The sequence below is a fragment of the Lentzea sp. NPDC058450 genome (assembly GCF_042721395.1).
Lineage (GTDB): Bacteria > Actinomycetota > Actinomycetes > Mycobacteriales > Pseudonocardiaceae > Lentzea.
Window position 1 is genome coordinate 37,855 of the sequence record NZ_JBHXLO010000044.1, and the last position, 26,243, is coordinate 64,097.

The window sequence follows — 26,243 nt, forward strand, 5'->3', positions numbered from 1 at the left end:
TCCTTAGGCGTCGAGGGGGCGGCGGATCTGCGGTTGGGTCTGCACGCGCCGGGTGGGGCCGTGCCACATGTCGATCGCGTCCGGCTCGGTGGGGTCGAAGACCCGCGGAACCCAGTCGTCGTCGAGGTTCCGGACGCCGTAGGAGTACTCGTAGGTGAGGCCCTCGGGCCCCTTGAAGTAGACGAAGATCGCGGTCGACTGCGGGTGCCTGCCGGGCCCCATCTCGATCTCCACGCCGCGCGACTGCAGGAACCGCCAGTTGCGCATGACGTCGTCGAGCGAGGCGACCTGGAAGTTGATGTGGCAGAGGCCGGGTTCGCTGCCGCGGAACACCGCGAGCTTGTGGTGCACCGGGTCGAACCGCATCAGGCACGCCCAGTCGCCGATCCAGTCCGACACCTTGACGTTGAACAGGCCGGACCAGAACTCGTATGCCTGCTTGACGTCCGGAGCGTCGAAGCAGATGTGCCCGAACTCGGTGATGCCCGCTGTGCGTCCGAAGTGGACCGGCCGGGCGAGCTGCACCTGGCCGTGCACCAGTTCGATCCGGTTGCCGAAGGGGTCGTCGAACGCGATGAACTCCTCGACGCGTCGCGACCGCGCCTGCTTCGGCGTGCCCCGGGCGACCTTCACCCCCGCCGCTTCGAGCTCTTTCTCCGCTGCCTCCAACGCGTCCGGCCCGGTGAGGCTGAACCCGGACGCGAGCACCCCGGCCTCGCCCTGCTCGAACGCGAGGCAGTGGTGCCGGTGGTCGGCGCGCAGGTAGGTGACGCCGTCCTCCTCGGCGACCAGTTCCATGCCGACGACGTCGACGGCGAAGTCCGCCGCGGCTGTCGCGTCCGCCGTACCGGACCGCACGTACGCGATGTCGTGCAACGTGATCATGACTGTCCCCTGTCGGTTCGCAGGTGTGCCCAGAGCCGGCCCAGCAGCTCGGTCTCGGCGGCGCGCCAGGCCGCCTGCTCGTCCGCGGACAGCACCCTGGGCCGCCCGGCGGCGACGGCCTGGGCGTTGATCCGCGCCGAGGTCTCGAGAAGCCACATCCGCGCCACGGCCTGCCCGACGTCGGCGCCGACGGTCACCGCGCCGTTGCCGCGCATCAGCACGGCGGGCGCGCTGCCGAGCGTTGCGGCGAGTGCGCGGGCGCGTTCCTCGTCGCGCACGAGCCGCGGGTCGTCGAACACCGGCACCTCGGGCCCGAGGAACGCGCCCTGCCCGTGCAACGGCCGGATCGGCACGCCCGCGGAGGCGAGCGCGGTGGCCGTCTCGGGCTGGGCGCGGCAGATCGCGTGCACGTCCGGGCGGGCGCGATAGATCGCGAGGTGGATCCACGCCTCCTGGGGCGTGCCCTCCGGCAGTGCGGTGGCAGTGCGGTCGAGCGTGACGGCGCGGTCGGTGAGGGTGAGCGTGCCCAGCGGACGCGGCGGCGTGATGAGGACCCGGTCGCCGACGAGTGCCGACACGTGCCCGAACGCCGTGACCAGCCCGGAGTGGGCGGTGGTCAGCGCCCCGTCCAGCAGGTCGTCCTCGACCTCTCGTGACTTCATGGTGCCGGACCATATAGGTATAGAGATACCTATCGCTAGACGCTTCCGATATTTCTATCGATACAGATATGGTCCGAGTGGTGAGGCTGCGAAGTGGCTGATCTTGGTACGGTCACGGGCGTGCGAGTCGTCGTGCTGTCCGACACCCACGGGCCGAGGTTCTGGAAGCGGTGCCCTCCGGCCGTCGCGGACCACCTGAGGTCCGCGGACCTGATCCTGCACGGCGGCGACGTCTGCGTGACCCCCGTGCTGGACGAGCTGGCGCAGTACGCGCCCGTCACCGTCGTGCGCGGCAACAACGACGGCGCGGACGTGGCGGCCTGGGGAGCGCCCGACGTGGTCGAGGGCGAGATCGCCGGGCTGCCGTTCGCGATGATCCACGACAGCGGTCAGAAGGCCGGCCGCAACACCCGGATGCGGCGGCTGTTCCCCGCTGCCCGGCTGATCGTGTTCGGGCACTCGCACATCCCGTGGGACGAGGAGGAAGACGGCGTGCGCGTCTTCAACCCCGGCTCGCCCACGGAGAAGCGGCGGCAGCCGCACGGCACCCTCGGGCTGCTGGAGATCGAGGACGGCGTGCTGCTCGACGCCCGGATCGTCCCTGTTACCTGACCGCGAGGGTGCGCAGTGACGCGTGTCCCGGCCGCCACTGCGTCGACACGGCCACGTACCGGCCGGACGGCGTGCTGCCGTAGGTCCTGCCGTCCACGCTGTAGGTGACGGTGTGCGGCGGCGGTCGCCCGGCCGTCCACTCCAGACTGACGGCGACGTCGTGCACGGCCCTGAGGTCGACCACCATGCGGCCGTCGCGGCCCGGTGTCCACGCGGTGCCCGGCTTGCCGTCGACCGCGGCGGCCGGGTCGCTCATGCCGGACGGCAGCACGGAGTTCGGGAACGTCACGCGGCCGAGCGCCAGGTCGTCGGACGGAAACGCTTGCGCGCCAGGCATGATCACCGTGCGTTCGGACCTGCCCAGCACGACCGGGAGCGTGCGGCCGTCGCGGTGGGTCAGCACGAACATCGCCGGGCCGCCCCGGAACGTCACGCTCCGGCCGTCGTGCACGACGGCGGTGATGCCCGCCGGGAGGTTCCGGGCGGTGAACCACGGCGCCTCGACCCGCGCGGTCGCCGCGGGCAGGGTGAGCGCGTACTCGGTGCCGTCGCGGGTGGTGACCTGCGTGCCGCGGTAGAGCCGGGTGCCGCGCAGCCGCACGGTGCCGGTGGCGTCCGCGGCCGTCAGGTTGAACAGGCTGAGGAACCCGTCGGCGGTGCTCGCCACGACGCCGGCCGGGCAGACCGGTGCCGGTTCCGCGGCGATCTTGCGCAGGTCGGCGCGGACGTACCCCTCCACCAGGCCGGCGGGGACGGTGATCGTGTCGCCGTTGACGACGAACGGGGTCGCGGACCGCGCGACGAACCCCGCCTTGCCGTCCACGTCGAGCCAGCCCGGCGTGCTGAGGTCCGGGCGCGGGTACTCCGCGGCGGTCGTCCAGGCGCTGCCGTCCAGCGAGGTCTCGATCCGGTACGCGACGGCGGCCGCCGTCTCCCAGCGCAGGCGCACGCGCTGCACGGAGGTGGGAGCGCCGAGGTCGACGGCGAGCCAGCTGTCGGCGCGGCCGCGTTCGGCACGGGCGACGGCCCAGCGAGTCGCCGGGTCGCCGTCGGTCGCCCTGGTGGGCTCGTAGCCGGGGTCGGACGACGACGCGGTGGTCGCAATCGCTTGCCCCGCCTCGAAGTCGAAGAGCGAGTAGCCGTAGGTGGGGTGCGGCGTCACGCCGATCATGCGGACGTACCGCGCGGAGGTCGCGGCGAACGTCAGCTCGTCCACCCGGAAACCCTCGCGCGCGGCCACGGTGACGCGCCCCGCCGAACCCGTGTAGGTGCGGGAACCGGTGAGGATCCCGGCCAGTGCGAGGTTGTGCACGTCGACGCGGCCGGGCCGGGGGAGTGCGCACACGATCGTGCCGGTCGGCAGAGTAGCGGTCCCGGCAAAGCCGTCCGCGAACCGCAGCAGGCTCGCCGTCGCGTCGAAACCGTTCCGAACCTGCTGGTACGCCACGGTGTTGCGCTGGACGACCGCGGCGGGAGGCAACAGCATCGGGGTCGCGCCGCTGATCTTGAACAGCCAGTCGTCGTGCGACGGCTGCCAGGCGAGCTTCGTGAACCCCGGCTTGGTCACCGTGCCCGCCCACGCGGCCACCGACTGGTGCGTCAGCAGGCCGGGATCGGCGCCGTGGTCGATCGTGATCGCCGCACGGGAGAAGAACTCGTGCGACGACACCGGGGGCGCGGCAGGGCGGAGCTCGTGCAGCAGGTAGCTGATCGCGAGTTCGGCGCGGGCCTCCGGTTCGTACTTGGCCTCCCCGGAGAACTTCGCCAGCCGGTAGGTCGGCGGATGCGCCTGGTACGCCAGGAGCTTCGCGGCCAGCGCGGCCTCGGCCCAGGCGGCCATCGGGTCGCGCAGCACCGTGGAGCGGAAGGCGAGCGGGATGACGTCACGGCCGTAGAGGTGCTCGCGGTCGTTGACCATCGGCATCAACGGCTCGCCCGCGTCGCTCATCGTGGCGAGGATGGTGCGCCACAGCAGCTCGCCGTTCGGTTGCCTGGTCAGCACCTCGGGCAACGGGCGTCCGGCGAGCAGGAAGTGCACGGCGTTGCGGCCGGACGTGCGCCACAGCTCTTCCTGGTAGTGCGGACCGAACGAGCCGTGGTTCTCCACGATGAACGTGTCGTGCAGGTTCGTCGCGGTGTTGGCGCTGATCGGGGTTCCGTCCACAACGGACGGATTGGCGAGGTCGGCGGCGGGCAGGCCCGCCTCGTTGCGGCTCCAGCGGCCGAACGCCTCGCGCCAGCCCGGCCCGTCGCCGTGCCAGGCCAGACCGGGCGCGAGCGCCTGGGCGTAGACGCCCATCTCCTCCAGCTTGGTGTCGCCCCGGTGGCCGCCGGTCAGGCCGTTCGGCGTCCAGCTGCCCGAACGCGGGTCGTTCGCGGTGCCGAGCGACGTCGTGTAGTCGGCCTGGCCGCGCGCGATCGCCTCGACGTTCGCGCGGGTCTGCGCGTCGAGGTCCGGCCAGAGCAGGCGGGCGGCCAGCACGAAGTACGACTGGAACGTGGTGTCCCAGAACAGGGTCTTGCCCCACTCCGTGCCGCCCGCCAGCAGGTTGCTCGCCGCGAAGTGCTTGATCGTGGCGAGGGTGTGGTCGCGCAGGACGTCCTTCTCGACGCCCGCGAGTCCGGCGTCGTAGGTGCCTCGGGTGAGCAGGACGGCGTTGCCGAGCACCACCGCGAACCCGAAGTCGGTGCGCCGATAGCGTCCGGCCGTGGCGTCGTACTGCGTCTCGGCCCACCGCGTGTGCCGCAGCAGCACCTCGTAGTAGGTGTCCTTCAGCTGGGGGAGCGAGACTTTCGGGACGACGGCGAGGAGACTGCTCGCGTACAGGAACGTCCTGCGGTTGATCAGCATGTCAGCGCTGCCTCCGCCCAGTCGGCGTGGTCGAAGTTGCGGCCGTCGCCGCCGTCGGTGACGCGGAGGCTGAGCATGCGGACGTTCGCGACGTCGACGTCGATCGGCACCGCCGCGCCCTTGTCCCGGATGATCCCGCTGTCGTACAGGAGCTGGTCGTCGCCGAACACCTGGAACGCGACCGAGCCCGTCTCGGTGGTCTCGTCGTCGAGGCCGATCTTCGCGGTGAGGCGTTCACAGCCGCGGCCGAGGTAGACCGAGACCTCGGAAGGCGCGTGCGTGCCGAGTCCCTTGGCGTAGGTGACGCCGCCGATGGTGAGCGCGTTGCCGTCGCCGCCGGTGTTCTCGCCGTTCGACCTGTCGCGTTCGACCGGGCCCCAGCCGTTGGACTCGGTCATGAACGGCAGATCGCTGAGCTGCGTTCCGTTGCCCGGTACCGGTGGTGGTACGAACGCCCTGACCGCCTGCTCGACGTGGACGCCGCCGAAGGTGGCGACGATCGGCACGTCCACCGGCCCGGTCTGGCCACCCGCACGCGCCTGCCAGCGTCCGGTGATCGACTCGCCCGGCGCGAGCGTCCGTCGTTCGATCGCGGGACCCGTGATCGACCAACCGGTCGGCGCGGTCGCGGTCAGCCGGACGTCGCGGATCTCCTTGTCGCCGTTGGTGAACGTGCCGGTGACCTCGATCGACGAGCCTGCCGGGACGTCGGTCTGCCCGGTCGGCGTGACCGTCAGCGTGGTCTTCGGAACCTGTCGGATCGGCTGGTCGCATGTCGTGAGGCCGGGCCGGTAGCGGCAGATGACCGCGGCGAACCCGCCGTTGCGCTTCGTGGGCATGGTGAGGGTGTTGGTGCTGCGCATGATCCGGGTGTCGCGCACGACGTCGGCCCGGATCCCGGGGTCGCGGACGGTCTCGACCAGCCACTGCCCGCTGTTCAGGAACCCCAGCGGCGCCTGGAGAGTGCGGTCCTGGGCGGTGATGCCGCCGACGAACCACCTGTCGCCGTTGCGGCGCGCGACCACGGCGTGCGAGTCCGGATCGCCGTCGAGCAACCGGGTCTCGTTCCACGCGGTGGGGAGCTGGTCGAGGTAGCGCAACGCCTGCGGATGCCGTTCGTAGGCCTCGGGTTTGTCGGCGAAGTGCGTCCAGCCCGACTCGTAGACGACGGGCAGCGCCACCTCGTGCGCGATCGACGCCTCCCTGGTGCCTACCTCCAGCGACACCGGCGTGTAGTCCATCGAGCCGGCGACGTTGCGGGTGAAGAACTGCACCGGGTTGTTCGCGGCGGGCGGGTAGTTCTCGGCGCCGCGCACGGCCTCCATCGTGAGCACGTGCGGCCAGGTGCGGGCGAGGCCGTGCGGGATGGTGGAGCCGTGGAAGTTGACCATCAGCTTCAGGTCGGCCGTCTTCTGCAGCACCGCGTCGTACCAGCGATAACGGTCCTGCGAGTCGGACTCCATGAAGTCGAGCTTCACGCCCTTCGCGCCCCACTGCTTGATCCGCGGCAGCACGGTGTCGCGTTCCTGCGGCGTGTCGAGGTCGCTCCAGCGCAGCCACAGCAGGATCTCGACGCCCTGCGCGCGGGCGTACCGGATGAGCTCCGGCACCCACGCGGCGCTCCAGCCCTCGTCGACCAGCGCGTACTGCCAGCCGTGCCGGGCGGCGAAGTCCACGTACTGCTTCTGCCGCGCGAAGTCGCTCGGGCTGGAGTGCTCGCTGAGCCACGACCACGCGACCTTGCCCGGCTTGATCCAGCTCGTGTCGGTGAACCTCGCGGGACTCGCCAGGTCGTCCACGAGCGTGGAGGTGCTGACAGTCGCCAGATCGCCGACGATCGCGGTGCGCCACGGGGTCGTGCCGGTCGAGGAGACTTGTGCGTCGGCCAGCACCACCTGGAACCCGTTGCCCTGCTTGCGCAGTCGGCTGCCCGCGTACCGGCCGTCCACATCGGACTCGGTGAGCAGCGCGAAGTCCTGGCCCGTCTGGAAGAGCGACGGGTACCCGAAGTCGCCGGTGGCCTCGCCCGCGGTCGTGCGCACGCGATTGGCCTCGTACCAGGCGTTGTAGGGGAGCAGCCACGCCTTCGCGTCGGCCGGCACCGCGAAACTGGACGCCTCGGAGGTGATCGTCGCCGCGCCCGGCAGCTCGTACCGGTAGGCGATGCCGTCCACCGACGCACGGACGACCAACGCGAAGCTGCCCGCGCTGTTGCGGAAGCCCAGTCGGGCCTCGGTCATGCGGGCGGTGCGGTTCTGTCGTTTGCCGGTCGGCATCGAGTACCGCTCGGTGACAACGCGGTCAGACCGTCCGGTGAACGTCAGGTCCTTCGTGAGGTCCGCGGCCGTCGTGGTCAGCCCGACGGACGCCGGCTGCAACACGGTTCTGCCCTGGTTGCGGACCGTGAGTGTGAGGTTTCCGCTGTTCAGAGCTACTGCGGCGGTGACCTGGCCCGGACCGGTGACGGTCCAGCCGGTCGGCGCGGCGACGGCGGGCGCGGCGGGCAACAGAAGGGCGAGCACGAGTACGAGCAGTCGTGACATCGTTGTCAGCTCCCGGGGTGAGACCGCTCCCATCGTTGGGACCGGATCTCTTCCCGGTCAAGTGGCTGATAGTTATCAGTCCTCTTGCGGACAGGCTTTTCACATGACGACGATCTCGATCTCCCGGCCGAGCTTCGCGCCGCCGGTCAGGTCCAGGTCGTCGCCGCTCCAGAAGCGGCCCGGGTCGTACCAGTTGGGCCGGCGCTTCGGCAGCAGCCCCATCTCCTCGTAGGTGACGGCCACGATCTCCGCGCAGAACGCGCTCTCGATCGTCGCGTCCGCCTTGGGCCCCAGCGGAACCCGGCCGCGCAGCCACCGCGACGCGAGCTTGGCCGTCGACGGGAACGGCGTGCCGTCGAGCCGCGCCACCGTCCGCAGCGCCGCGTCCTCCATCTCGCGCGTCACCTCGACGTCGAGCTGCCGCAGCCACGGCCGTTGCCCGTACTTGTCGTGCCACGTCACCACGGCGTCGCGCAGGTCGTGCAGCTGGGCACCGCGCTGATGCGTGCCGCTCCACATGTCCTTGAGCGACTTGCCGAGCTCGGCGTGCCACATCAACGGCGGCAGGTCGTCCAGCACGATCGCCATGCCCACGTGGTTGACCGGGCTGTTGGTCATGGCCTGGATGGCCCGGTCCGCCGCACTGCGCCCGCGGAACACCCACACGTCACCGGTGCGGGTCATCTCCACGGCTTTGTCCAGGGTTGTCGGCATAGCCCCGTACCCTATTCACATGAAGCTCTGGAAGCTGCTCGGCATGGCCGCGTTCGCGGGTGTCGCGGCGAGCGGCGTGGTCGTCGCCCGCAACCAGCGCCGCCGCGCCGCCTACACGCCCGACCAGATCAGGGAGCGCCTGCACGAACGGCTGGCTGAGGCTTCTCGTTCGGAATGAGCCGGTAGGCCACGAACGCCGCCAGCGCCACGAGTGCGGCGGCCACCAGCGCCGTGCCCTGCATGGCTTCGGTGAACGTGCCGGTCGCCGCCCACGCCGAGAGCACGGTCCCGAGCACCGCGATGCCCAGCGCCGCCCCGAGTTCGTAGGCCGTCTCCGACACCGCTGACGCCGCGCCAGCCTTGTCCGCCGGGACCGCGGACACCACCGCGTCCGTCGTGAGCGTCAGCGCGAGCCCGACGCCCGCGCCGATGACCACCAACGCGATCGCGATGGCGCCGTAGTGCGCCCAGACGCTGACGATCGTCAGCCCGGCCGCGGCCACGAGCAGCCCGAGGGCGATCGCGCGGCCCCGGCCGACCAGCCGCACGACCGGTCCGATCGCGGCGACGACGAGCACGCCCGCGAGGCCCAGGGGCAGTTCGCGCAGGCCTGCTTCGAGCGGCGAGTAGCCCAGGACGTTCTGGAAGTACTGCGACAGGAAGAACACCAGGCCGGTCAGCGCGAAGATCGCGATCATGCTGGCGCCGACCGCGCCGCTGAACGCCGGGTTGCGGAACAACGCCACGTCGATCATCGGGTTCGGCGAGGCCTGCTGGCGCCGCACGAACAGCCACAGGCCCGCGATGCCGACGAGCGCGGCGGCGACCGCCGTCCAGGTCACGCCGACCAGGGCGATCTCCTTGACCGCGTAGACCAGCGGCACCACGCCGACCGCCGAGAGCGCGGCCGAGACGAGGTCGAACGGGCCGGGGTTCGGGTCCCGCGACTCCGGCAGCCACCAGGCGCCGAAGACGAGCAGCGCCACCATCACCGGCAGGTTGATGACGAAGACCGAGCCCCACCAGAAGTGCTCCAGCAGCGCGCCGCCGATGAGCGGGCCGAGCGCCGCGCCCGCCGTGGCCGTCGCCGCCCACACCGCGACCGCCCTGGTGCGTTCCGCCGGGTCGGTGAACAGGTTGCGGATGATCGACAGGGTCGACGGCATGATCGTCGCGCCCGCCACGCCGAGCAGGGCGCGGGCCACGATCAGCCAGCCCGCCGACGGTGCGAACGCGGCCAGCAGGGAGGCGAGGCCGAAGCCGAACGCGCCCGTGAGCAGGAGTTTCTTGCGGCCGATCCGGTCGCCGAGCGTGCCCATCGTGATGAGCAGGCCGCCCAGCACGAACGAGTAGATGTCGCCGATCCACAGGATCTGGGCGGTCGACGGTGCCAGGTCCTGCTGGAGCGCCGGGATGGCGAGCGCCAGCACCGTGCCGTCCACGGCGATCAACAACAATGCGAGCGCGAGCACGCCCAGTGCCGCCCACTTGCGCATTTCCCACTCCTTTAGCCAACCATCTGGTCTGTTAAATAACGTACCGTCTGGACGGTTGGTTCAGCAAGCGATAGGTTGATCACCATGCCCGGAGAGCAGCGCAACGCGCCCCGCACCCGCAGTGAGGTGCTCGCCGCCGCCGCGCGCGCGTTGATCGTGCAAGGCCCGAACGTCAGCCTCGACGCCGTGGCCAAGGAGGCGGGCGTGTCGAAAGGCGGTCTGCTGCACCACTTCCGCACCAAGCAGGCGTTGATCGTCGGGCTGATCGGGGAGTGGTTCGACCACTACGACGCGACCGTCGAGCGGCTGCTCGAACCCGAGGACACACCGGGCCGGTGGACCCGCGCGCACATCCGGGCGACGTTCGAAACGGACGACGACCTGTGGTCTCACCCGTCCGTCGTAACGGCGTTGCTCGGCGTTCCGGAACTCCAGCAGCGCCTGGACGTCGCCGCGACCCGCTGGCGCCAGCAGACCGATTCGGACGGCCTGCACCCGCAACGGGCGGACCTCATTTCCCGTGCACTCGATGGGGTGACGCTGGCCGATCTGCTGTGGCGCGGCCAGGAGACCGACGAAGAGCGCGACCACACCCGTGACCTGCTGCTGAAGCTCACCGAACAGGCCGGGCCGCTGGTCTGAGTTTGTCCACCGAACGTTGTCAAGTGGAACAGGGCTGACACCGGACAACGAATTCTGCGTACCTTCGGAAGTGAGTGGCACTCCGGGGGGAAGCACATGCCAATCGTGATGTCCGAAGCCGTGCCCAAGGGGCGCGGGCTGACGATTCTGTTCGAACTCGAAGATCTCGCGCGCACGCGGTTCGCGTCCGCGCCACTGCCGATGTACGAGCTGGTGTTCTCGATCTACAGCGGCAACTGGGACCGTCTGCTGCTGCCGCACATCCGCCCGCTCGCCGAACTGATCAGGCCCGGCCGGTTCATCCCGGACTTCTTCAACTCCGCGCGTCCCGACTTCGACGAGGCCGTCCGCCAGGTCCTGGAGGTGCCGTCGGTGCGGGTGCGCGACCAGATCGCGAGCATGCTCGGCACGACGTCGCCGTGGCTGCGCTCGTTCGCCGCCGGCACCCCGACCTCGCGTCAGGACCTGCGTTCCGCGTTCTCGGCGGGCTTCCGCGACCTGCTCGGCCCGCACTGGTCGCAGACCCGCCAGGCGTTCGACGCCGAGGTGCGCCTGCGATCGTCGCAGGCGGTGTCGCGGGGTTTCGGCGACCTGCTGGGCCACCTGCACCCGTCGATCTCGTGGACCTCGCCCGCCCTGCACGTCGAACTGGGCTGGGACACCGAGATCTCGTTGCGCGGCACCGGAATGCTGATCGTGCCGGTGCTCAACGGCCTCACCCGGCCGGCCGTGTCGATGTTCGCCGAACCACAACCGCTGCTCTTCTACCCGGTCACCGCGCCCCAGCCGAGCGGCGCCAGCCTCGAACTCGCCCTGGGCCGCACCCGCACGCTGGTGCTGCGCGCCCTCACCTCGGAACGCACCACCACCGAACTCGCCAAGCACGTGGGCATCAGCCTGCCCACCGCGTCGCAGCACGCGACCGCCCTGCGCACCGCGGGGTTCGTGTCCACCCACCGCAACGGCAGGTCGGTCCGCCACCGCCTGACCCGGCGAGGCTGGGAACTGCTGAACTGAAGGAGGCCGGCATGACCACCGCCATGCCGCGGTACCGCACCGACCCGAGTCCCCAAGCCCTCGCCACCCGCCTGCGCGCCCTGCGCAAGGCGAACGTCCCGGTGGCGTGCGGCGTCTACGCGGGCCTGTCCGCCCCGGTGACGAGCGGGCAGGCCGGTTCGGCGTCTCGGACATCGGTCTCGGCTCCGCAGGCCAGTTCGGCGTCCCCGGCGGCGGTCTCGGCTCTGCACGCCCGCACCACCCACGCGATGGCCACGGCCTTCGTGGCGAGCCGCGCCGCCGAGGTGCCGCGCTTCGAAGCCCCGCCCTCGGCCCAGCTGCGCCTGCTGACGGCCGCGAGCTGGGGCCGCCTCGACGCCGTGGGCCCGGACATGACCACGTTTCCGGTCGACCTCGCCTCCGAACTCTGGTGGCGGGTGCACGCCCGCATCCAGGGCACCCTGCGCGTGGCCGACCAGCGCGTGGCCTGCGACCTGTTGCTGCGCCTGGGATATCCCCACTCCGCAGCCTCGGTGATCGGCCTGACCGTGATCGACCCCCGCAAGCAGGTCCTCTCACCCGACCTGGCCCTGGAACAACTCGCGGTCCTGCGTTGTCACCTCCCCACGTCCGCCGTCGAGGCGATGGCGTTGCGCGGCGCCAGGTCCGGCCTGCCCGCCGCGACCCGCCGCGACCTCGCCCTGTTCGTCGTCTTCCGCACCGCCGCCCGAGGCGCCGACTCGACCTCCCTGCAGGCGGCCGCCGCCCTGGCGACCAAGGCCTCCTCCGAACTCCCGCAACACGGCTTCACCGCCTCGCTGCACCGCGCCCGCCTGCACCGCGCGATCGCCGCGGTGCCGTTCGTGCGCCGCGACATCGCCGAGACCCATCGCCTGCTGGGCCGCGCGCTGGAGTCCCTGACCGCCGTCACGCCCGCCGGCGAGATGGACCGGCTGGCGTGGGCGGACGAGGCCTACGCCCTCTACTCGTTCCTCGCCCGCACCCACCTGACGGTGGGCCTGAGCCAGCGCGCCCTCGGCTACACCGACGAGCTCGTCGAACTCAGCCCGGGCGACGACAGGACGTGGGCCCTGCGCGGCGACGCCCTCGCGGCGTGCGGCCGGCTCGACGCCGCCCTCGACGCCTACGGTCGCGGCATCGCGCTCGGCGGCTGGGGAGCGGCCCGTGCCGCGTACCTGCGCGGCTTCGTGCTCGAACGGCTCGGCCGCGTCGCCGAGGCCGCCGAGGACTACGTGCTGTCCCAGCGGATCGACCCCACCTCGTCGGTGGTGGCGGGGCAGGTCGTGCCGGACGGAGTCGGGCGAGGCCTCGTCAGCGCGCGTCGGCCGTGACGAGTAATCGCAGGTAGGCGCGCAGCCACGAGGCTGACGCCGGGCCGTCGGCGAAGGCCGTCACCTGGGCCGCCGCCGTCTTGAGGCCTGCCTTGTGCAGGTGGGCGCCCACCTCCCGGACGCGGCCCAGCAGGCTGTCGGTCAGGTGGTCGAGACCCCGGTGCGCGGCCTCGGCCAGCACCGTCAGCGCGCTGTCCACCGCGGCGCTCAACGGGTCCGACGCGGTGACGCCCGGCGCAAGCGGTTGGGGGGTCGTGTCCTTGGCCAGATCCGGGACCACCACGCCCGCGTCGCAGTGGACGGCCAGCGGGTCGACGACCAGTCCGCCGCGGTGCCGGCGGACGCTGCCGGTGACCGTGGTCGGGTTGGCCCGCAGTGCCGTGGTCAGGGCGTCCAGTGCGTTCGGGGCGATGGCGCGGTGCGTGGCCACCAACGAACACGTGGTGCCGGTGGGGGAGTGCAGGGTGGCAGTCAGGCGCTGGGCGGCCGGGTCGTAGGCCAGGTCGGTCACCTCGCTCACCCGGATCGCCCTGACCAGTTCGGCCTCCACCCGTGCGCGGACCTGCCGGGGCGGGAGGTCGGCCAGGTGCGCGGCCGCCTTGTCGTAGTCGTCGACCACCAGTGCCTGGGGGAGGTGGTCCCAGGCCGTGCCCACCGGAGTCAGCGAGGTCTTGGCGACCCTGCTGGTCTTCAGCGTCACCGCCCGGCTCGCGTTGCGGGTGGCCGACTCCGAGACGACGTTCGAGGTCGCCAGTTTCTGGCCCGTGCGCAGGGGAGTGTCGCGTTGGACCAGCACCACGTCACCTGAGGCGAAGTAGACGTCGGCGGTGGTCTCCGAGCGCAGCCGGGCGCCCAGCGCGGTCAGCCGGACTCGTTTCAGCGGGGTCTCCGCCGGCTCGTCCGGGCCCAGGACCTCGGCTCGGGCGCCGGTGGCCGTGGTGCGGGCGTGCAGTTCGGTCAGCAGGGCGGCGAACTGCTCGGCCTCGTAGTCGGCGCTGCGGGTGCGGTAGGCGGCCAGCTGCGCCAGCAGGTCGGTGATGACGGCGGCAGGCCAGTGCAGGCGTTGCGCGGTCAGGTCGCGGTGCAGGCGCTGCCACGCGACGTCCAGCACCTCGCTCGCGTTCGTGGCGCCGTCCAGCAGGAGCTGGTCCAGCAGGTCGGTCACCGCGGTCAGATCCGTTGCGGTGGTGGGAGAACCACCCACGTCCACCGTGTCGGTGCCCTGGGCGTCCGCCTCCTGGAACGCCCACACGGCCAGCGCGGTGGCCTCGTCCTTGTTGACCGCGTCGGTGTGGACGTAGGAGAGGTCGCCGGGCACCAGGAACGTGACGGTGCAGGTCGGCAGTTCCGCCTGCGCGGTCTGGTCCTCCTGGGACGGGCGGCGGAGCTTGGCCCGGTAGCCCGCCTGGAACGCCCTGCGCGCCCGGCGCAGGGTGCGTTCGCCCATCAACGCGACCAGGTCGGCGTCCGTCACCGCGCCCGGTGACCACAGCTCGGCCGGTGCGCCGGCCTCCTGGGTGCGTTGGTAGGCGAGGACCACGGCGATGCGGTGGCGGCAGACACCGGTCGCGCCGCAGCTGCACCCGGCCGCGTCCAGGGCGATGCCCGGTGGCAGCGTCGTGGTGGTGCCGTCGGGGAACTTGCCCTGCACGGCACCGGACGGGTCCGTGTCCAGCGCCGGCACCACGCCCGCGTCCAGTTCCTTGACGGCACGCTTCACCAGACCGCGGTTGGCGAGCGCCGCCAGCGCGTCCGGGGTCAGTGCCAGGAGGTCGGATCGGGTCACCTGAGTTTCTCCGCAACGAATTCCGCTAGCTGTCCTGGGGTCATCGCGCCGACGTGGGCGCCGACGTTCGCGAGCCGCTGGCCCAGAGCCCTGTCGTAGTCCGGGTTCGCCTCGTCGTCCAGCGCCGCGAGGCACAGCACGTGGGTGCCCTGCTCGCACAGGTTCTTGACGGTGCGCACGAGGTTCGCCTCGCTGCCGCCCTCGTAGAAGTCGCTGATGAGCGCGACGATCGACCGGCGCGGACTGTCCACGAGGTTCGCGCCGTACGCCACGGCCTTCGCGATGTCGGTGCCACCGCCGAGCTGCACCTTCATCAGCAGCTCCACCGGGTCCGTCACGTCCGAGGTCAGGTCGACCACGTTCGTGTCGAACGCGACGAGGTGCGTCTTGAGTCCCGGCAACCCCCACAGGCAGGCCGCCGTGACCGCCGAGTGGATCACTGAGCTCGTCATCGACCCCGACTGGTCCACCAGCAGGATCACCTGCCACTGCTCGAGATGCCGCTTGGTGCGCGAGACGAACTTCGGGTGCTCGATCGCGAGCTTGCGCTCTTCTGGTTGGTAGCGCTGGAGGTTCGCCCTGATCGTGGAGCGGAAGTCGAAGTTGCGCGAGTTCTTGTGGATGCTCGGCCGCCGCGACTTCGTGCCGCTGAACGCCGTGCGCACCTCCGTCTTCAGCTTCTCCATCAGCTGCCGCACGACCGCCTCGACGATCTTGCGCGCCAGCGCGAGCACCGCCGGGTTCATCAGGTGCTTGGTCCGCAGCACCGCGCGCAGCAGCGCCGGGTTCGGCTCGATCCGTTGCAGCACCTCGGGATCGGTGACCACGTCGGTGATCTCGTACCGTTCGACGGCGTCGCGTTCCAGCCGTTCGATCGTCTCGCGCGGGAAGAGCTGATGCACCTCGTCGAGCCAGTCGACGGTCTGGAGCACCGAGTCCTCGTTGCCGCCCGACCGCGGCCCGCTCCTGCGCACTCCGCGTTCGGCCAGGTCGGGATCACGCCCGTAGAGCCATTCCAGCGCGGCGTCGCGGCGGGCGCCCTCGCCCTGCAGGCCTCCGGTGCAGCGCGACGCGGGTTCGCCGAGGATCAGCCGCCAGCGTTCCAGGTCCGTCATGCCAGCCCGCCCTTCACCAGCAACGCGTCCACGCGCTTCTCGATCGCCATCGCCTCCGCCACGACCATCGGGTCGACGGTCAACCGCGTGACACCCCGCGCACTGCCCTCCACGCCGCGGTGGGCGAGCACGGTCGACGCGATCGTCTCCCGCTCCCGGGGCGGGAAGTAGCTGAACGCGAGCCGCAACGCGGGCAGCGCCACCAGGAACTCGTCCTCGTTCATCGCGCTGACGAGCTCGTCGAGCACCCCGACCAGGTCGGGGCTCGCCAGCACCTCCTCGCGCGCCACCGCGAACAGACCGGCGAGCCAGTCGCCGAGCGCGTCGATCGTCCGGACCTTGCGCACGTCCGGCTGGCTGCCCAGCGTCCAGGCCAGCCCGAGCGCCGCACCACGCAGATCCGGCGGCGCCTGCACGTCGTTGCTCACCCTGGTCGCGACGCCCGTGACGTCCACCGCGTCCAGTGAGAGCGCGGATTTCGCGTGCAGCACGGCATCCCGGGTCGCCGCCATCGCCTTGAGCCGGTTCGCGTCCGCCGGTGCCGGACCGCCGTGCAGGCCCTCGATCAGCCACAGCACGCGCGCCGTGCCCGCGTCGATCACCGAGCCCAGCAACGGGTCCCGCCTCGTGCCGAACAACCTGTCGTGCCGCCACAACCCGAGCACACCGCTCAGCACGTGCCCCAGCGCCGCCAGGTCGCCCGTCTCGCGGACGCCCTCGTTGAGCGACTGCTTGACCTTGCCGGACAACGCCGAGATCCCGCACAGCACCGCGTCGAACAGAATCGTGGCGAGCTGCTGGAGCTGCGCGTCGCGCGACCGCCGTTCCAGCACCGCCCCGGCCGCTTCCTCCAGCGTGGCACCGTTCTCGGCGGCCTCGATCAACGCCGCGAGCCGCTCCTGCGCCGGCCGCAGCGTCCACTGCTCCTCGAACTGGGGCTTGGCGCCCTCGGCCGGCCCGCTCGTGCGCTCGAAACCCGGAATCCCCAGCACCCTCAGCCGGTGCAGGATCCGGCTGCGCTCCAGCTGACCGGCGTCGGTCAGGTCGAGCGCGACCTTGCCCTCCTGGTCGAGCCCGTGCGCCCGCAACAGCTCCTGCACGGCGTTGACCAGCGGCGGCGCCGGCGTGTCCGGGTGCAGCCGGCCGACCTTGTCGCCCCGCAACGCCCCGATCATCTCGACCAGCGCCGGGTGCGCGCCCGCCTGGAGCGTGCCGCGCCGCGTCCACGGTGGCGGCTGCGTCAGGTCCTCGGAGATCAACGCGCTGGTGAGCCCGTCGAGCACGTCCGTGCGCGCCAGGTTCTCGTGCCCGCGCAACCGGGCCAGCGCACCGGCCTGGGTGTGCGCGGCGATCAGGTCGGCCGTCGACACCGCCTGCTTCCGCTTGCGCAGCCGCGTCGCGACCGACTCGACCAGCCAGTCCGCCGCGCGCTGCGCCCCGTTCTCCCAGACCTGCTGGTAGTAGCCGGGGGACGGCATGCCCGACTGGTAGCCGGTGAAGGCGTCCAGCCGTGCGTGCGAGTACGGCACGAGATAGCTCGCACCCCGTTCGCGTTCCGGCACCTCGGGCCACTCGGTGCCGCCGTCGAGCTGGGCCTTGAGCGCGGCGGTGTGGAAGCCGCCGGTGATCACGACGACCGGCCGGTCGCCCGCGTCGGCGACCGCCGCCCGCACCCAGCGCGCCATGTACTCCTCGCGCGCCGAGTCGCCGTCGTCCGCCTTCGCCGTGCCGCGCAGCAGGTCGAAGTACTCGGCCATGCCCTTCGGCTCGCTCTCGCACTCGAAGAGGTGGTCCCACAGCACGTCCACGTTGTCGACCGCGAACTCCGCGCACAGCCGGTCGACGACCTCGGCGTAGCGCAGCTCGGCGTCCGCGTACCTGTTGCTGACGTCGCGGAACGCCTCGTGCCACGCCGGCAGGTCGATGAACCTGACCTCGGCGCCTACTCGGCGGGCCTCGGTGATCGCCACCCACTCCGGGGAGTAGTCGCAGAACGGCGACCACGACGCGTGCTGGTCGGAGTAGCTGAACAACGCGACCGGCAGCTCGTGCCCGAGCAGCAGCTCGTCGATGCGCTCGTTGAAGTCGGCGGGACCCTCGATGAGCACGTACGCGGGCTGATGCTCCGCGATGGTGGCGGCGACGCGGCGGGCACAGGCGGGACTGTGGTGCCGGACGCCGACGAACACGGCCCCCATCAGCCGGGCAGCAGGTGCCGGGCGCGGTGCAGCTCCTGCCACTGCTTGCCCTTGCGCCGCGACGCGTGCTGCTCCAGGTAACGGCGCAACCGCGCCAGGTCCTCCGCGTTGTCCTTCGCCGCCGTGCCCGCGAGGCACTCCACGACGTCCGCCGCCGAGCCGACCTCGCCGCGCAGGAACCAGCCGCGCAGCCCGACGGCGTGCGCCACCGACACCGCCTCGGCCGTGCTCATCACCGTGGTCAGCCGGTCGCCGCCCTCGCGCAGGTCGCGGAACGTGCGCACGAGCACCTCCAGCACGTCCCGCCGCGGCGCGAGCTCCACGCCGGACTTCGCCAGCAGCTTCGCCGCCTCCTGCTCGACCAGCGCCAGCTCGGTGTCGAAGTCGGCGATCGGGAAGACCGTCTCGAAGTTGAACCGCCGCTTGAGCGCGGCGCTCATCTCGTTGACACCCCGGTCCCGCGTGTTCGCCGTGGCGATCACGTTGAACCCGTCCTGCGCGAACACCATGCCGTCCGGCCCGTTGAGCTCACCGATCGCCATCACCCGGTCCGACAGCATCGACAGCATGCAGTCCTGGACCTCCAGCGGGCAGCGGGTGATCTCCTCGAACCGCACGATCTTGCCCTCGGCCATGCCCCGCAGCATCGGCGCCGGCACGAGCGAGCGCGGCGACGGCCCCTCGGCCACCAGCAGCGCGTAGTTCCACGAGTACTTGATCTGGTCCTCGGTCGTGGCCGCGCCGCCCTGGATCGTCAGCGTCGACTCGCCGCACACCGCCGCCGCGATCATCTCCGACAGCAAGGACTTCGCCGTGCCGGGCTCGCCGACCAGCATCAGGCCGCGGCTGGTCGCGAGCGTCACCAGCGCCCTGTCCACGAGGGACGGGTCGCCGACGAACTTCTTGCTGATCCCGGACTTGTCGTCGCCCACGACGAACTTCCGCGCGGCTTCGAGGCTCAACGCCCAGCCGGGAGGCTTGGGGGCGGTGTCGCCGTCGCGCAGCCGCGCGAGCTCGTCGGCGTAGCGGACCTCGGCGGGAGGACGCTGCATCGTCTGCGTACTGGTCATGACTGCAGTGACTCCAGTTCGGAGAGGAGCTCGGAGAGGGTGATCGGGTCGATCGGGTAGGTGGCCGGCGCGTCCTTGGGCGCGGACCAGGTGCCGTACCCGTTGGGGGAGAACCACATGTCGCTGAACCCGACCTCGGGGAACACGTCCATGGCGCCCACCGCGATGCCGGGCTCGAGCGACGCGACGAGCGCGCCGCCGTCCGGGAACGGGCGGGTCATCCAGCACTCGACGCCCGCGTCCTGCGGGGCGCCGCGCACCCAGCCCTTCTTGGTGAGGCCGAGGAGCTTGCCGATCGGGTACGGAGTGGTGCAGAACTTCTTGAGCATCGGGAGGAGCTCGTCGCCTTCGGGCACGAGGTGGACCGGGCGGCCGAGCTGCGGGAAGGGCTGGAGGATCTCGTAGTCCGCGAAGACCTCGCCCCACGCCGCGGCCTCGGCGGTGCCGTGCAGGTCGACCGCGTGCGCGACGCGGACCGTCGCGTTCTCCGGGAGCGTGAACTCGTCGTCGTGCGCGTCGGCGAGCGTGCGGTCCTCGGCCAGGCGGAACGAGCTGCCCTCGTCCGTGATCCACACCAGCCGGCGGACCAGGTGCCACAGCAGCGGGTGCGCGGCGAGAACCGTCAGGAACTCCTCCGCCGACCACGTGCGCTGGTCGACCATGGCCCGTTCGAGGCGCTGGATCTGGTCGGACGCGATGGTGCGGACGTCCTTCTTGAGCGCGGTGAAGCGCTTGTGCTCCAGCGGCGCCTTGTCCTCGTCGTCCTTCACGCCCGGCTTCGGCAGTTCCTTGCGGCGCTTGCCGTCCGGGTCGAGCACGAACGGCTTGAGCTGCTCGTCGAAGCCGACGGTGAACTGCCGGGGGCCGTAGTCGATGACCAGCGTCGCCGCGTCGTCGAGGCCGAGGCGCGGGACGAGCCGGTCGGAGAGCTGGTCGCGGGACAGGCCGAGCTCGGCGGCGATCTGCGCGACCTTCTCCTGCGCCTTGGTCTTGAGGCCCTTGAACGACACCTTCTCGGCGATGCTGTTCAGGTGCGACAAGGCCACCTCGGTGCCGATCTCGGCGAGCACGTCGAGGCCCGTGACGGCCCGCGCGTGCTGGCTCTCGCCCGGCCAGTTGCGGATCAGCGGCGTGAGGCGGCGGACCGTCTCGTCGTCGCCGAACCAGCCGAGCGCGGCGAGCGCCCAGTTCTCCTTCGACGGCGCACCGCCCTGCTCCCAGGCCTTGAAGGCGGCCCAGGCGAACTCGGCGAGCGATGCGGGGTCGAGCGCCTCACGGGCGATCGGCAGACCTGCGTAGAGCTCGCCGGGCTTGGACAGCGCGGCCGTCATCAGCAGGTGGCTCGTCGCCTCGGCGGGCAGCGCGTGCCTGCGGTCGGCGAGCAGGACCTGCGGCAGCAGCCGGGTGTCCGCCCACTCGCCGATCGCCGGGAGCTTCGCGGGCAGCAGGTCGATCGGGTCGACCGACAGCACCACGTCGATCGCCGCCTCGGCGCCGCACTCCTTCGCCACGGCCGCCACGTCGACGCCGACGTTGTTGTGCAGGTGCCGCAGCGCGGCCTCGGCGTTGCGGCGCGGGATGCCCGCCTTGCCGGACGCGGCGGGGATGAGCAGCCGGGCGGCCTGCTCGCGGTGCCGCGCCAGCCAGTCGACGCCCCAGCGCCGCGCCTGCTTGGTGCGGGCGAACCAGTCGGCCATCTGCGTGGCGACCTCGGCCGTGGCGAACGGCATCAGCACGCCACCGGCACCCGCCGGGGAGCTCTGGACGTGCTTGATGAGCGACGGCGCGGCGTCGGCGCCGAACCGGGCGGCGATGTTCTTGCCCCAGTCCTCGACGCCGTAGCTGTAGTTGGGCGTCCAGTCCCGCACCAGGTGCCGCACCTCGTCGTCCGGTGCGAGCAGGAACAGGTCGTTGTCGTAGTAGCCGATCGTGCCGGCCTCGTACTCCTTGAGGAGCTTGCGCCAGTCGTGGTGGTCCTGCAGCCACTCCGCGCCGGCCTTGAGCCACTCCTCGCGCTCACCCGGCCGCCACTGGACCGAGTCCTGCGGCAGCGGGAGGTCCGTCAGCACGACGGGCTTCACCGGCTTCTTGCGGTGCAGCCACGGCGGCGAGACCAGCAGCGGCGGCAGGAGTTCGCTGGGCGCCTCCGGCAGCACGGCCGGGCCGGACGCGGCGAGCAGCTCCGCCACGTCCGCGGGCACCTCGAGGTGCGGGTTCGACGTGAGGTGCGCCTGGAGCAGCGTGCGGACCTCCTTGTCGGCGACCCGCGCCGACATCAGCCGCGCCGCCCGCTGCGGGAACGCTGCCATCGCCTGGATGACCGCGGGGCGCACGAACTTCCCGTCCAGCCGGTCGAGCAGGATCGTGAACGCCTCGTCGGTCGGCAGCGCGGCGAGCACCTTCAACGACTGCTTGCGCCCGTCCACGCGCTGGTAGTAGCTGTCGGCGTCGAGCTCCGCGGCGAGCATTGGCGCGACGGCCGGGCCCAGCACGTACACAGCCGTGTAGAGCAGGCCCGCCGACATCGTGATGGACTCGTCGGCCTTCTCGAAGTCCTTCGCCGTGCGCGCGCTGCTCGGCAGCATCCACCAGCGGCTGGGCGAGTAGTTCTGCTTGCGGTACTGCTTGAACCAGTCCGCCCGCTCGGGCAGCAGGAACGCCCGGATCTCCTTCTCCTGCTTGGAGTCGTCGAGCTTCTCCAGCGCGGCCTCGGCGGCCTTGCGATCGCCCTCGTCCGCGACGGCGATCGCGTACCGGACGGCCGTCAGCAGCTGACCCTCCGGGTCGGACGGCGAGATGCGGAAGCCGTCGGTCTCGTACTGCAGGCAGACGTTGGTCCACTTGCCGCGCTTCTGGTTCCACTGCTCGGAGTACGTGATGCTCATGAGCCGCACGGCCGCGGTGGCGGCGAAGGGCAGGCCGTGGTCGGCGATCCAGGCGTGCACGGCCGGAGCACCCGGCTTGACGACGGTGGCGATCGCGGCCGCGCCGAGCGGGTCCGGCCGGCCGGCGAGGAACTCGCGGGCGGCGGTGACCAGTTCGGGCTTGGAGCCCTTGACGGTGAGGGCCCTCTCGACGGCCTCGGCCTGGTCGGTGATCTGCTGGCGCGCTTGGGCGGCCTTGGCGGGGTCCACCGCGAACTCCGGCGCGGGGGTGAAGCCGCGCTGGCGGACGACGTCGCGCAGCCAGGCCTTGGGGAAGGACCAGGAGTCCTCGTCGAGGACGGGGGCCGGGGTGGGGGCCTCGGAGGAAGGGGAGAGGGTGGTGCTTGCGGAGGCAGCAGGGCCGGAGAGGGTGCCGGCGGCGCCTGCGGATGCGGCTGGCGCGGTGGTGGGAGTGCCGGTGGCGTTTGTGGATGCGGCGCTGCTCGTGGCGGCGGATGCGGCGCTGACGGGTGTGGCGCTGGTGGCGGCGCTGGTGGACGCTGCCTGCGGTCTGTAGCCCTTCTTCTCCTTCTCCGCCACCAGTTTGGCGACGTGGGCGGTGGCCGCCTCGGCGGTGGCCAGCTCCTTCGTCTGGGTCTGGCCGGCGGCGCCCAGCCGTCCGAACCGGACGGTCACCGTCACGCCGTCCTGTTCGATCTCCCAGAACTTCGCGGAGCCGTCCGCGACGAGTTCCCACCTGCGCACTGCTGTACCTCCTGGGGCCCCACAAGGGAAGTTGGTGTTGTGCACGGGACGTTACCCAGGGGGTCTGACAATTCTTTAGGGTCAGCTTAAAGAGCTGTTCAGACCCCCTGAGTCGCCGTGTTACTGCTGGAGTGACTCCAGTTCGGACAGGACTTCCGAGGCCGTGATGGCGTCGGCGGTGACCGTCGCGGGCTTCTCGCCCTGGCGGGAGTACCAGTAGCCGTGGCCGGTGGTGGAGAACCACAGCTCGGTGAACTTGACCTCCGGGAAGACGTCGATCGCGCCCACCGCGATGCCCGGGTCGAGGGAGGCGACCAGGGCGCCTCCCGTCGGCAGGGGGCGGGTGATCCAGCACTCGACGCCGCCGTCCTGCGGTTCGCCGCGGATCCAGCCCTTCTTGGTGAGGCTGAGGATCTTGCCGATCGGGAGGTCGACGTCGCAGTACTTCTTCAGGTGGGCCAACAGGTCCTCACCTTCGGGGACCAGGTGCAGGGGACGGCCCAGCTGCGGGAACGGCTGGAGGATCTCGTAGTCGGCGAAGACCTCGCCCCAGGCCTCCAGCTCGGCGTGGAGGTCCACCGGGTGAGCCACGCGGATCGTGGCGTCTGCGGGGAGGGCGTACTCGTCGTCGTTCGCGTCGGCCAGGGTACGGTCTTCTGCCAGGCGGAAGGTGGCGCCTTCGGCGGTGATCCAGACCAGGCGGCGGACGATGTGCCAGAGCAGCGGGTGTCCGGCCAGGACGGTGTGGAACTCCTCGGCGGTCCAGGTGCGCTGGTCGACCATGGCGCGTTCCAGGCGGTGGATCTGGTCCGCCGCCACGGCCCGGACGTCCTTCTTCAGCGCGGCGAAGCGCTTGTGCTCCAGCGGGGCCTGGTCCTGGTCGTCCTTGGCGGCCGGCTTGGGGAGGTCCTTGCGGCGCTTGCCGTCCGGGTCCTGGACGAACGGCTTGAGCTGCTCGTCGAAGCCGACGGTGAACTGGCGCGGGCCGTAGTCGATCACCAGGGTGGCGGCGTCGTCGAGGCCGAGGCGGGGGACCAGGCGGTCGGCGAGCTGGTCGCGGGACAGGCCCAGCTCGTCGGCGATCTGGGTGACCTTGTCCTGGGCCTTCGTCTTGAGGCCCTTGAACTTCACCTTCTCGGCGATGCTGTTCAGGTGCGCGAGGGCCACCTCGGAGCCGATGTCGGCCAGCACGTCGAGGCCCGTCACGGCCCTGGTGTGCTGGCTCTCGCCCGGCCAGTTGCGGATCAGCGGGGAGAGCCTGCGGACGGTCTCGTCGTCGCCGAACCAGCCCAGCGCGGTGAGTGCCCAGCCTTCCTTGGACGGGGCGCCGACCTCCTGCCAGCGCTGGAAGACCGCCCACGCGAACTCCGCGAGCGAGGCGGAGTCCAGTGCTTCGCGGGCGATCGTGAGGCCCGCGTAGACGTCGCCGGGCTTGGACAGCGCGGCGGTCATGATCAGGCTGTGGGCCGCGTCGGACGGCAGGGCCTGCCTGCGGTCGCTCAGCAGGACCTGCGGCAGGTGACGGGTGTCCGTCCAGTCGCCGAGGACCGGCATCTTCGCGGGCAGCACGTCCACCGGGTCGATGGCCAGGAACGTGCGCAGTGCGTCCGCCACGGCCTCGCTGGGGGCCTGCGCGACCACGTCCACGCCGAGCGCGTGCAGGTGGCGGAGCGCGGTCTCGGCGTTGCGGCGTTCCGCGCCCGCCTTGCCCACGGCGGCGGGGATCAGGAAACGCGCGGCCTGTTCGCGGTGGCGGGCGAGCCAGCCGATCGCGATCTTGCGGACCTGCTTGAGGCGCACCAGCCAGTCGGCCATCAGCGTCGCCACCTCGCGCGTCGCGTAAGGCGCCACGATGATCGCGACGGCCGAGTTGCGCTCCACGATCTTCAGCAGTGGCGGCAGAGCGTCGAAGCCGAACTTCGAGGACAGGCGCTTGCCGGTGGTCTCGGCGCTCCAGCTGAGGTTGGGCGACCAGTCCGCGAGCAGGTGCCGCACCTCCTCCTCGGGCGCGCCGATGAGGAGATCGGCCATGCGGTAGCCGATCCGGCCGACCTTGAACTCGGCCAGCCAGTGCTGCCACGTCTTGTACGGGTGCGTGTCCCAGTGGCCGTCCTTGAGCCACTCCTCGCGCTCGCCCGGCAGCCACGTGAGCGATGGGGCGGGCATCGGGACGTCCGCGATCACCACGGGCTTGGGCTGCGGCTTGCGGTCGACCCACGGCGGTGAGGCGAGGACCGGCGGCAGTGCTTCCCGCGGCGCGTCCGGCAGGGTGACGATCTCGATCTCGACGAAGCCCTCGGGCGCTTCGAGGTGCGGGTACGTCTTCAGGTGCACGCTGAGGAGCTGGCGCAGCTCGGTGGTGGTCGCGCGTTCGCCGAGCAGCCTGGCCGCGCGGGCGGGGAAGGCCGCCATCATCGTGAGCAGCGCCGGGCGCACGTACTTGCCGTCGAGGCGGTCCAGCACGATCCTGAACGCCTCGTCGGTGGGCAGCGCGGCGAGCACCTTCAGGGCCTGCTTGCGGCGGTCCGCGAGCTGGTACTGGCCGTCGAGGTCGGCGGCGAGCAACGGCGCGATCGACGGGCCCAGCACGTAGGCGGCCGTGTGGAGGATCGCGGAACTGTTGGTCAGCGAGGCGCCCGAGGCCTCGAACTCCTCGTACGTGGTCGCGCTCAGCGGGAGCATCCACCAGCGCGTGCCCGTGTGCGGCGTCTGGCACGCCTCCTGGAACCAGTCGGGATTGCCGGGCAGCAGGAACGTCCTGACCAGCTTCGCGTTGGGTTCGTCGAGGTCGCCCAGCCGCTTGAGGACAGCCTCGGCGGCGTCGCGGTCGTCGTCGGAGGCGAGGGCGAGCGCGTACCGGACGGCCTTGAGCATCTTGCTCTCGACATCGCCCTGGATGATGTGGAAGTAGCCGCCGCGCCAGGCCAGGCGCTCGGGGCCGTACGCGCTCTGCTGCGAGAGCCAGGTCGGGCCGGACAGCAGCCGCATGTACTCGACGGTCGCCTCGGTCGCGAACACCAGGCCGTGGTCGATGATCCAGGCGTGCACGGCCTGTTCGCCGCTGGTCGTCATGGCGGCGACGGCCGCCGCGCCGATCGGGTTCGGCTCGCCGGCCAGGTGGGCGCGGGTGGCCTCGACGATGTCGCCTTCGGACTCCGGTTCGGACAGGATCCGCTCGATGGTCGTGTCCTGCTGCGTGGCCTGTCGGCGGCGGGCCTCTTCGGCCAGCTTCGGGTCGACGGAGAACTCCGGGGCGTGGTGGAGGCCGCGCTGGCGGGTGACTTCGCGGAGCCACGCCTTGGGGATGGTCCAGGTGTCCTCGTCGGGGAGGGCGATGGGTGGGGTGCCGGGCTGCTCGGTGGTGGAGAGGGCAGCGGGTGTGGTTCCCGGCTCGGGGGTGGAGGGAGCGGCGGGCTGCCCGGGGTTGGTGGGGGCGGCTTGCGCTGACGAGGCGACCGGCAGGTAGCCCTTCTTCTCCTTCTCCGCCACCAGCTTCGCGGCGTGCGCCGTGGCTGCCTCGGCGGTGGCCAGGTCCTTGGTCTGGGTCTGGCCGTTCGTGTCCAGCCGTCCGAAGCGGACGGTGACCGACGCGCCCTGCTGGTCGATCTCCCAGAACTTCGCCGCGTTGCCCGAGACGAGCTCCCACCTGCGCACTGACTGCTCCTTGATGCTGGTTCGGGGTGTGGCTTCGG

17 protein-coding genes are annotated in these 26,243 nt (G+C 71.4%); 5 read left to right on the forward strand and 12 right to left on the reverse strand.

Annotated elements, in window-relative coordinates:
• Positions 1 to 3: 3 nt before the first annotated feature.
• On the reverse strand, positions 4 to 885 hold the full coding sequence (locus tag ACFWNN_RS41545) for a VOC family protein (RefSeq protein ID WP_382445484.1): 882 nt from the start codon (positions 883 to 885) through the stop codon (positions 4 to 6).
• Positions 882 to 1,547 carry a class II aldolase/adducin family protein gene (locus tag ACFWNN_RS41550; protein WP_382445485.1) on the reverse strand — a complete coding sequence of 222 codons (666 nt, stop codon included), beginning with the start codon at positions 1,545 to 1,547 and terminating at the stop codon, positions 882 to 884. The genes ACFWNN_RS41545 and ACFWNN_RS41550 overlap by 4 nt, the downstream gene beginning before the upstream one ends.
• A gap of 120 nt (positions 1,548 to 1,667) precedes the next feature.
• Between ACFWNN_RS41550 and ACFWNN_RS41555 the strand changes: the two genes are divergently transcribed.
• Entirely contained in the window at positions 1,668 to 2,159 is a 492-nt protein-coding gene (locus tag ACFWNN_RS41555) for a metallophosphoesterase family protein (protein ID WP_382445486.1), read from the forward strand.
• On the opposite strand, the gene ACFWNN_RS41560 is transcribed toward ACFWNN_RS41555, so the two are convergent.
• The 3 genes from ACFWNN_RS41560 to ACFWNN_RS41570 form a co-directional block, all read right to left on the reverse strand.
• Entirely contained in the window at positions 2,152 to 5,010 is a 2,859-nt protein-coding gene (locus ACFWNN_RS41560; protein ID WP_382445487.1) for a discoidin domain-containing protein, read from the reverse strand. The two genes, ACFWNN_RS41555 and ACFWNN_RS41560, sit on opposite strands and share 8 nt — an antisense overlap.
• On the reverse strand, positions 5,004 to 7,553 hold the full coding sequence (locus ACFWNN_RS41565; RefSeq protein WP_382445488.1) for a glycoside hydrolase family 97 catalytic domain-containing protein: 2,550 nt from the start codon (positions 7,551 to 7,553) through the stop codon (positions 5,004 to 5,006). Before ACFWNN_RS41565 ends, ACFWNN_RS41560 begins: the two co-directional genes overlap by 7 nt.
• A 99-nt stretch (positions 7,554 to 7,652) precedes the next feature.
• Positions 7,653 to 8,267 carry a hypothetical protein gene (locus ACFWNN_RS41570; RefSeq protein WP_382445489.1) on the reverse strand — a complete coding sequence of 205 codons (615 nt, stop codon included), beginning with the start codon at positions 8,265 to 8,267 and terminating at the stop codon, positions 7,653 to 7,655.
• A 19-nt stretch (positions 8,268 to 8,286) separates the two neighbouring features.
• Between ACFWNN_RS41570 and ACFWNN_RS41575 the strand changes: the two genes are divergently transcribed.
• Positions 8,287 to 8,445 (forward strand): hypothetical protein, encoded by a 159-nt coding sequence (locus ACFWNN_RS41575; RefSeq protein ID WP_382445490.1) that lies wholly within the window; start codon positions 8,287 to 8,289, stop codon positions 8,443 to 8,445.
• On the opposite strand, the gene ACFWNN_RS41580 is transcribed toward ACFWNN_RS41575, so the two are convergent.
• Positions 8,396 to 9,763, reverse strand: coding sequence for an MFS transporter (locus tag ACFWNN_RS41580; RefSeq protein ID WP_382445491.1), 1,368 nt, complete (start codon positions 9,761 to 9,763; stop codon positions 8,396 to 8,398). The genes ACFWNN_RS41575 and ACFWNN_RS41580 overlap by 50 nt on opposite strands.
• An 84-nt stretch (positions 9,764 to 9,847) precedes the next feature.
• Between ACFWNN_RS41580 and ACFWNN_RS41585 the strand changes: the two genes are divergently transcribed.
• The 3 genes from ACFWNN_RS41585 (at position 9,848) to ACFWNN_RS41595 (ending at position 12,753) form a co-directional block, all read left to right on the forward strand.
• Positions 9,848 to 10,405: a TetR/AcrR family transcriptional regulator gene (locus tag ACFWNN_RS41585; RefSeq protein ID WP_382445492.1), complete on the forward strand. Its 558-nt coding sequence runs from the start codon at positions 9,848 to 9,850 to the stop codon at positions 10,403 to 10,405.
• 96 nt (positions 10,406 to 10,501) lie between these two features.
• Positions 10,502 to 11,422: an ArsR/SmtB family transcription factor gene (locus tag ACFWNN_RS41590; protein ID WP_382445493.1), complete on the forward strand. Its 921-nt coding sequence runs from the start codon at positions 10,502 to 10,504 to the stop codon at positions 11,420 to 11,422.
• Between the two features lie 11 nt (positions 11,423 to 11,433).
• Positions 11,434 to 12,753 (forward strand): BTAD domain-containing putative transcriptional regulator, encoded by a 1,320-nt coding sequence (locus ACFWNN_RS41595; RefSeq protein ID WP_382445494.1) that lies wholly within the window; start codon positions 11,434 to 11,436, stop codon positions 12,751 to 12,753.
• On the opposite strand, the gene ACFWNN_RS41600 is transcribed toward ACFWNN_RS41595, so the two are convergent.
• From ACFWNN_RS41600 to ACFWNN_RS41625, 6 genes are all read right to left on the reverse strand, one after another.
• Positions 12,734 to 14,539, reverse strand: coding sequence for a hypothetical protein (locus ACFWNN_RS41600; protein WP_382445495.1), 1,806 nt, complete (start codon positions 14,537 to 14,539; stop codon positions 12,734 to 12,736). The two genes, ACFWNN_RS41595 and ACFWNN_RS41600, sit on opposite strands and share 20 nt — an antisense overlap.
• Positions 14,536 to 15,654, reverse strand: coding sequence for a VWA domain-containing protein (locus ACFWNN_RS41605; protein ID WP_382445496.1), 1,119 nt, complete (start codon positions 15,652 to 15,654; stop codon positions 14,536 to 14,538). The genes ACFWNN_RS41600 and ACFWNN_RS41605 overlap by 4 nt, the downstream gene beginning before the upstream one ends.
• Positions 15,651 to 17,894, reverse strand: coding sequence for a DUF5682 family protein (locus tag ACFWNN_RS41610; protein WP_382445497.1), 2,244 nt, complete (start codon positions 17,892 to 17,894; stop codon positions 15,651 to 15,653). Before ACFWNN_RS41610 ends, ACFWNN_RS41605 begins: the two co-directional genes overlap by 4 nt.
• Positions 17,852 to 18,922, reverse strand: a complete 1,071-nt coding sequence (locus tag ACFWNN_RS41615; protein ID WP_382445498.1) for an AAA family ATPase — start codon at positions 18,920 to 18,922, stop codon at positions 17,852 to 17,854. Before ACFWNN_RS41615 ends, ACFWNN_RS41610 begins: the two co-directional genes overlap by 43 nt.
• On the reverse strand, positions 18,919 to 22,551 hold the full coding sequence (locus ACFWNN_RS41620) for a WGR and DUF4132 domain-containing protein (RefSeq protein ID WP_382445499.1): 3,633 nt from the start codon (positions 22,549 to 22,551) through the stop codon (positions 18,919 to 18,921). The genes ACFWNN_RS41615 and ACFWNN_RS41620 overlap by 4 nt, the downstream gene beginning before the upstream one ends.
• Before the next feature lie 120 nt (positions 22,552 to 22,671).
• Positions 22,672 to 26,205: a WGR and DUF4132 domain-containing protein gene (locus ACFWNN_RS41625; protein ID WP_382445500.1), complete on the reverse strand. Its 3,534-nt coding sequence runs from the start codon at positions 26,203 to 26,205 to the stop codon at positions 22,672 to 22,674.
• Between the last annotated feature and the right edge of the window lie 38 nt (positions 26,206 to 26,243).

What these genes read in the sequence shown, in the direction of transcription:
- ACFWNN_RS41580 (WP_382445491.1), bottom strand. Translation starts at nt 9,763, where the DNA reads ATGCGCAAGTGGGCGGCACTGGGCGTGCTCGCGCTCGCATTGTTGTTG.
- ACFWNN_RS41575 (WP_382445490.1), top strand. Translation starts at nt 8,287, where the DNA reads ATGAAGCTCTGGAAGCTGCTCGGCATGGCCGCGTTCGCGGGTGTCGCG.
- ACFWNN_RS41615 (WP_382445498.1), bottom strand. Translation starts at nt 18,922, where the DNA reads ATGACCAGTACGCAGACGATGCAGCGTCCTCCCGCCGAGGTCCGCTAC.
- ACFWNN_RS41590 (WP_382445493.1), top strand. Translation starts at nt 10,502, where the DNA reads ATGCCAATCGTGATGTCCGAAGCCGTGCCCAAGGGGCGCGGGCTGACG.
- ACFWNN_RS41560 (WP_382445487.1), bottom strand. Translation starts at nt 5,010, where the DNA reads ATGCTGATCAACCGCAGGACGTTCCTGTACGCGAGCAGTCTCCTCGCC.
- ACFWNN_RS41550 (WP_382445485.1), bottom strand. Translation starts at nt 1,547, where the DNA reads ATGAAGTCACGAGAGGTCGAGGACGACCTGCTGGACGGGGCGCTGACC.
- ACFWNN_RS41565 (WP_382445488.1), bottom strand. Translation starts at nt 7,553, where the DNA reads ATGTCACGACTGCTCGTACTCGTGCTCGCCCTTCTGTTGCCCGCCGCG.
- ACFWNN_RS41545 (WP_382445484.1), bottom strand. Translation starts at nt 885, where the DNA reads ATGATCACGTTGCACGACATCGCGTACGTGCGGTCCGGTACGGCGGAC.
- ACFWNN_RS41595 (WP_382445494.1), top strand. Translation starts at nt 11,434, where the DNA reads ATGACCACCGCCATGCCGCGGTACCGCACCGACCCGAGTCCCCAAGCC.
- ACFWNN_RS41570 (WP_382445489.1), bottom strand. Translation starts at nt 8,267, where the DNA reads ATGCCGACAACCCTGGACAAAGCCGTGGAGATGACCCGCACCGGTGAC.
- ACFWNN_RS41585 (WP_382445492.1), top strand. Translation starts at nt 9,848, where the DNA reads ATGCCCGGAGAGCAGCGCAACGCGCCCCGCACCCGCAGTGAGGTGCTC.
- ACFWNN_RS41605 (WP_382445496.1), bottom strand. Translation starts at nt 15,654, where the DNA reads ATGACGGACCTGGAACGCTGGCGGCTGATCCTCGGCGAACCCGCGTCG.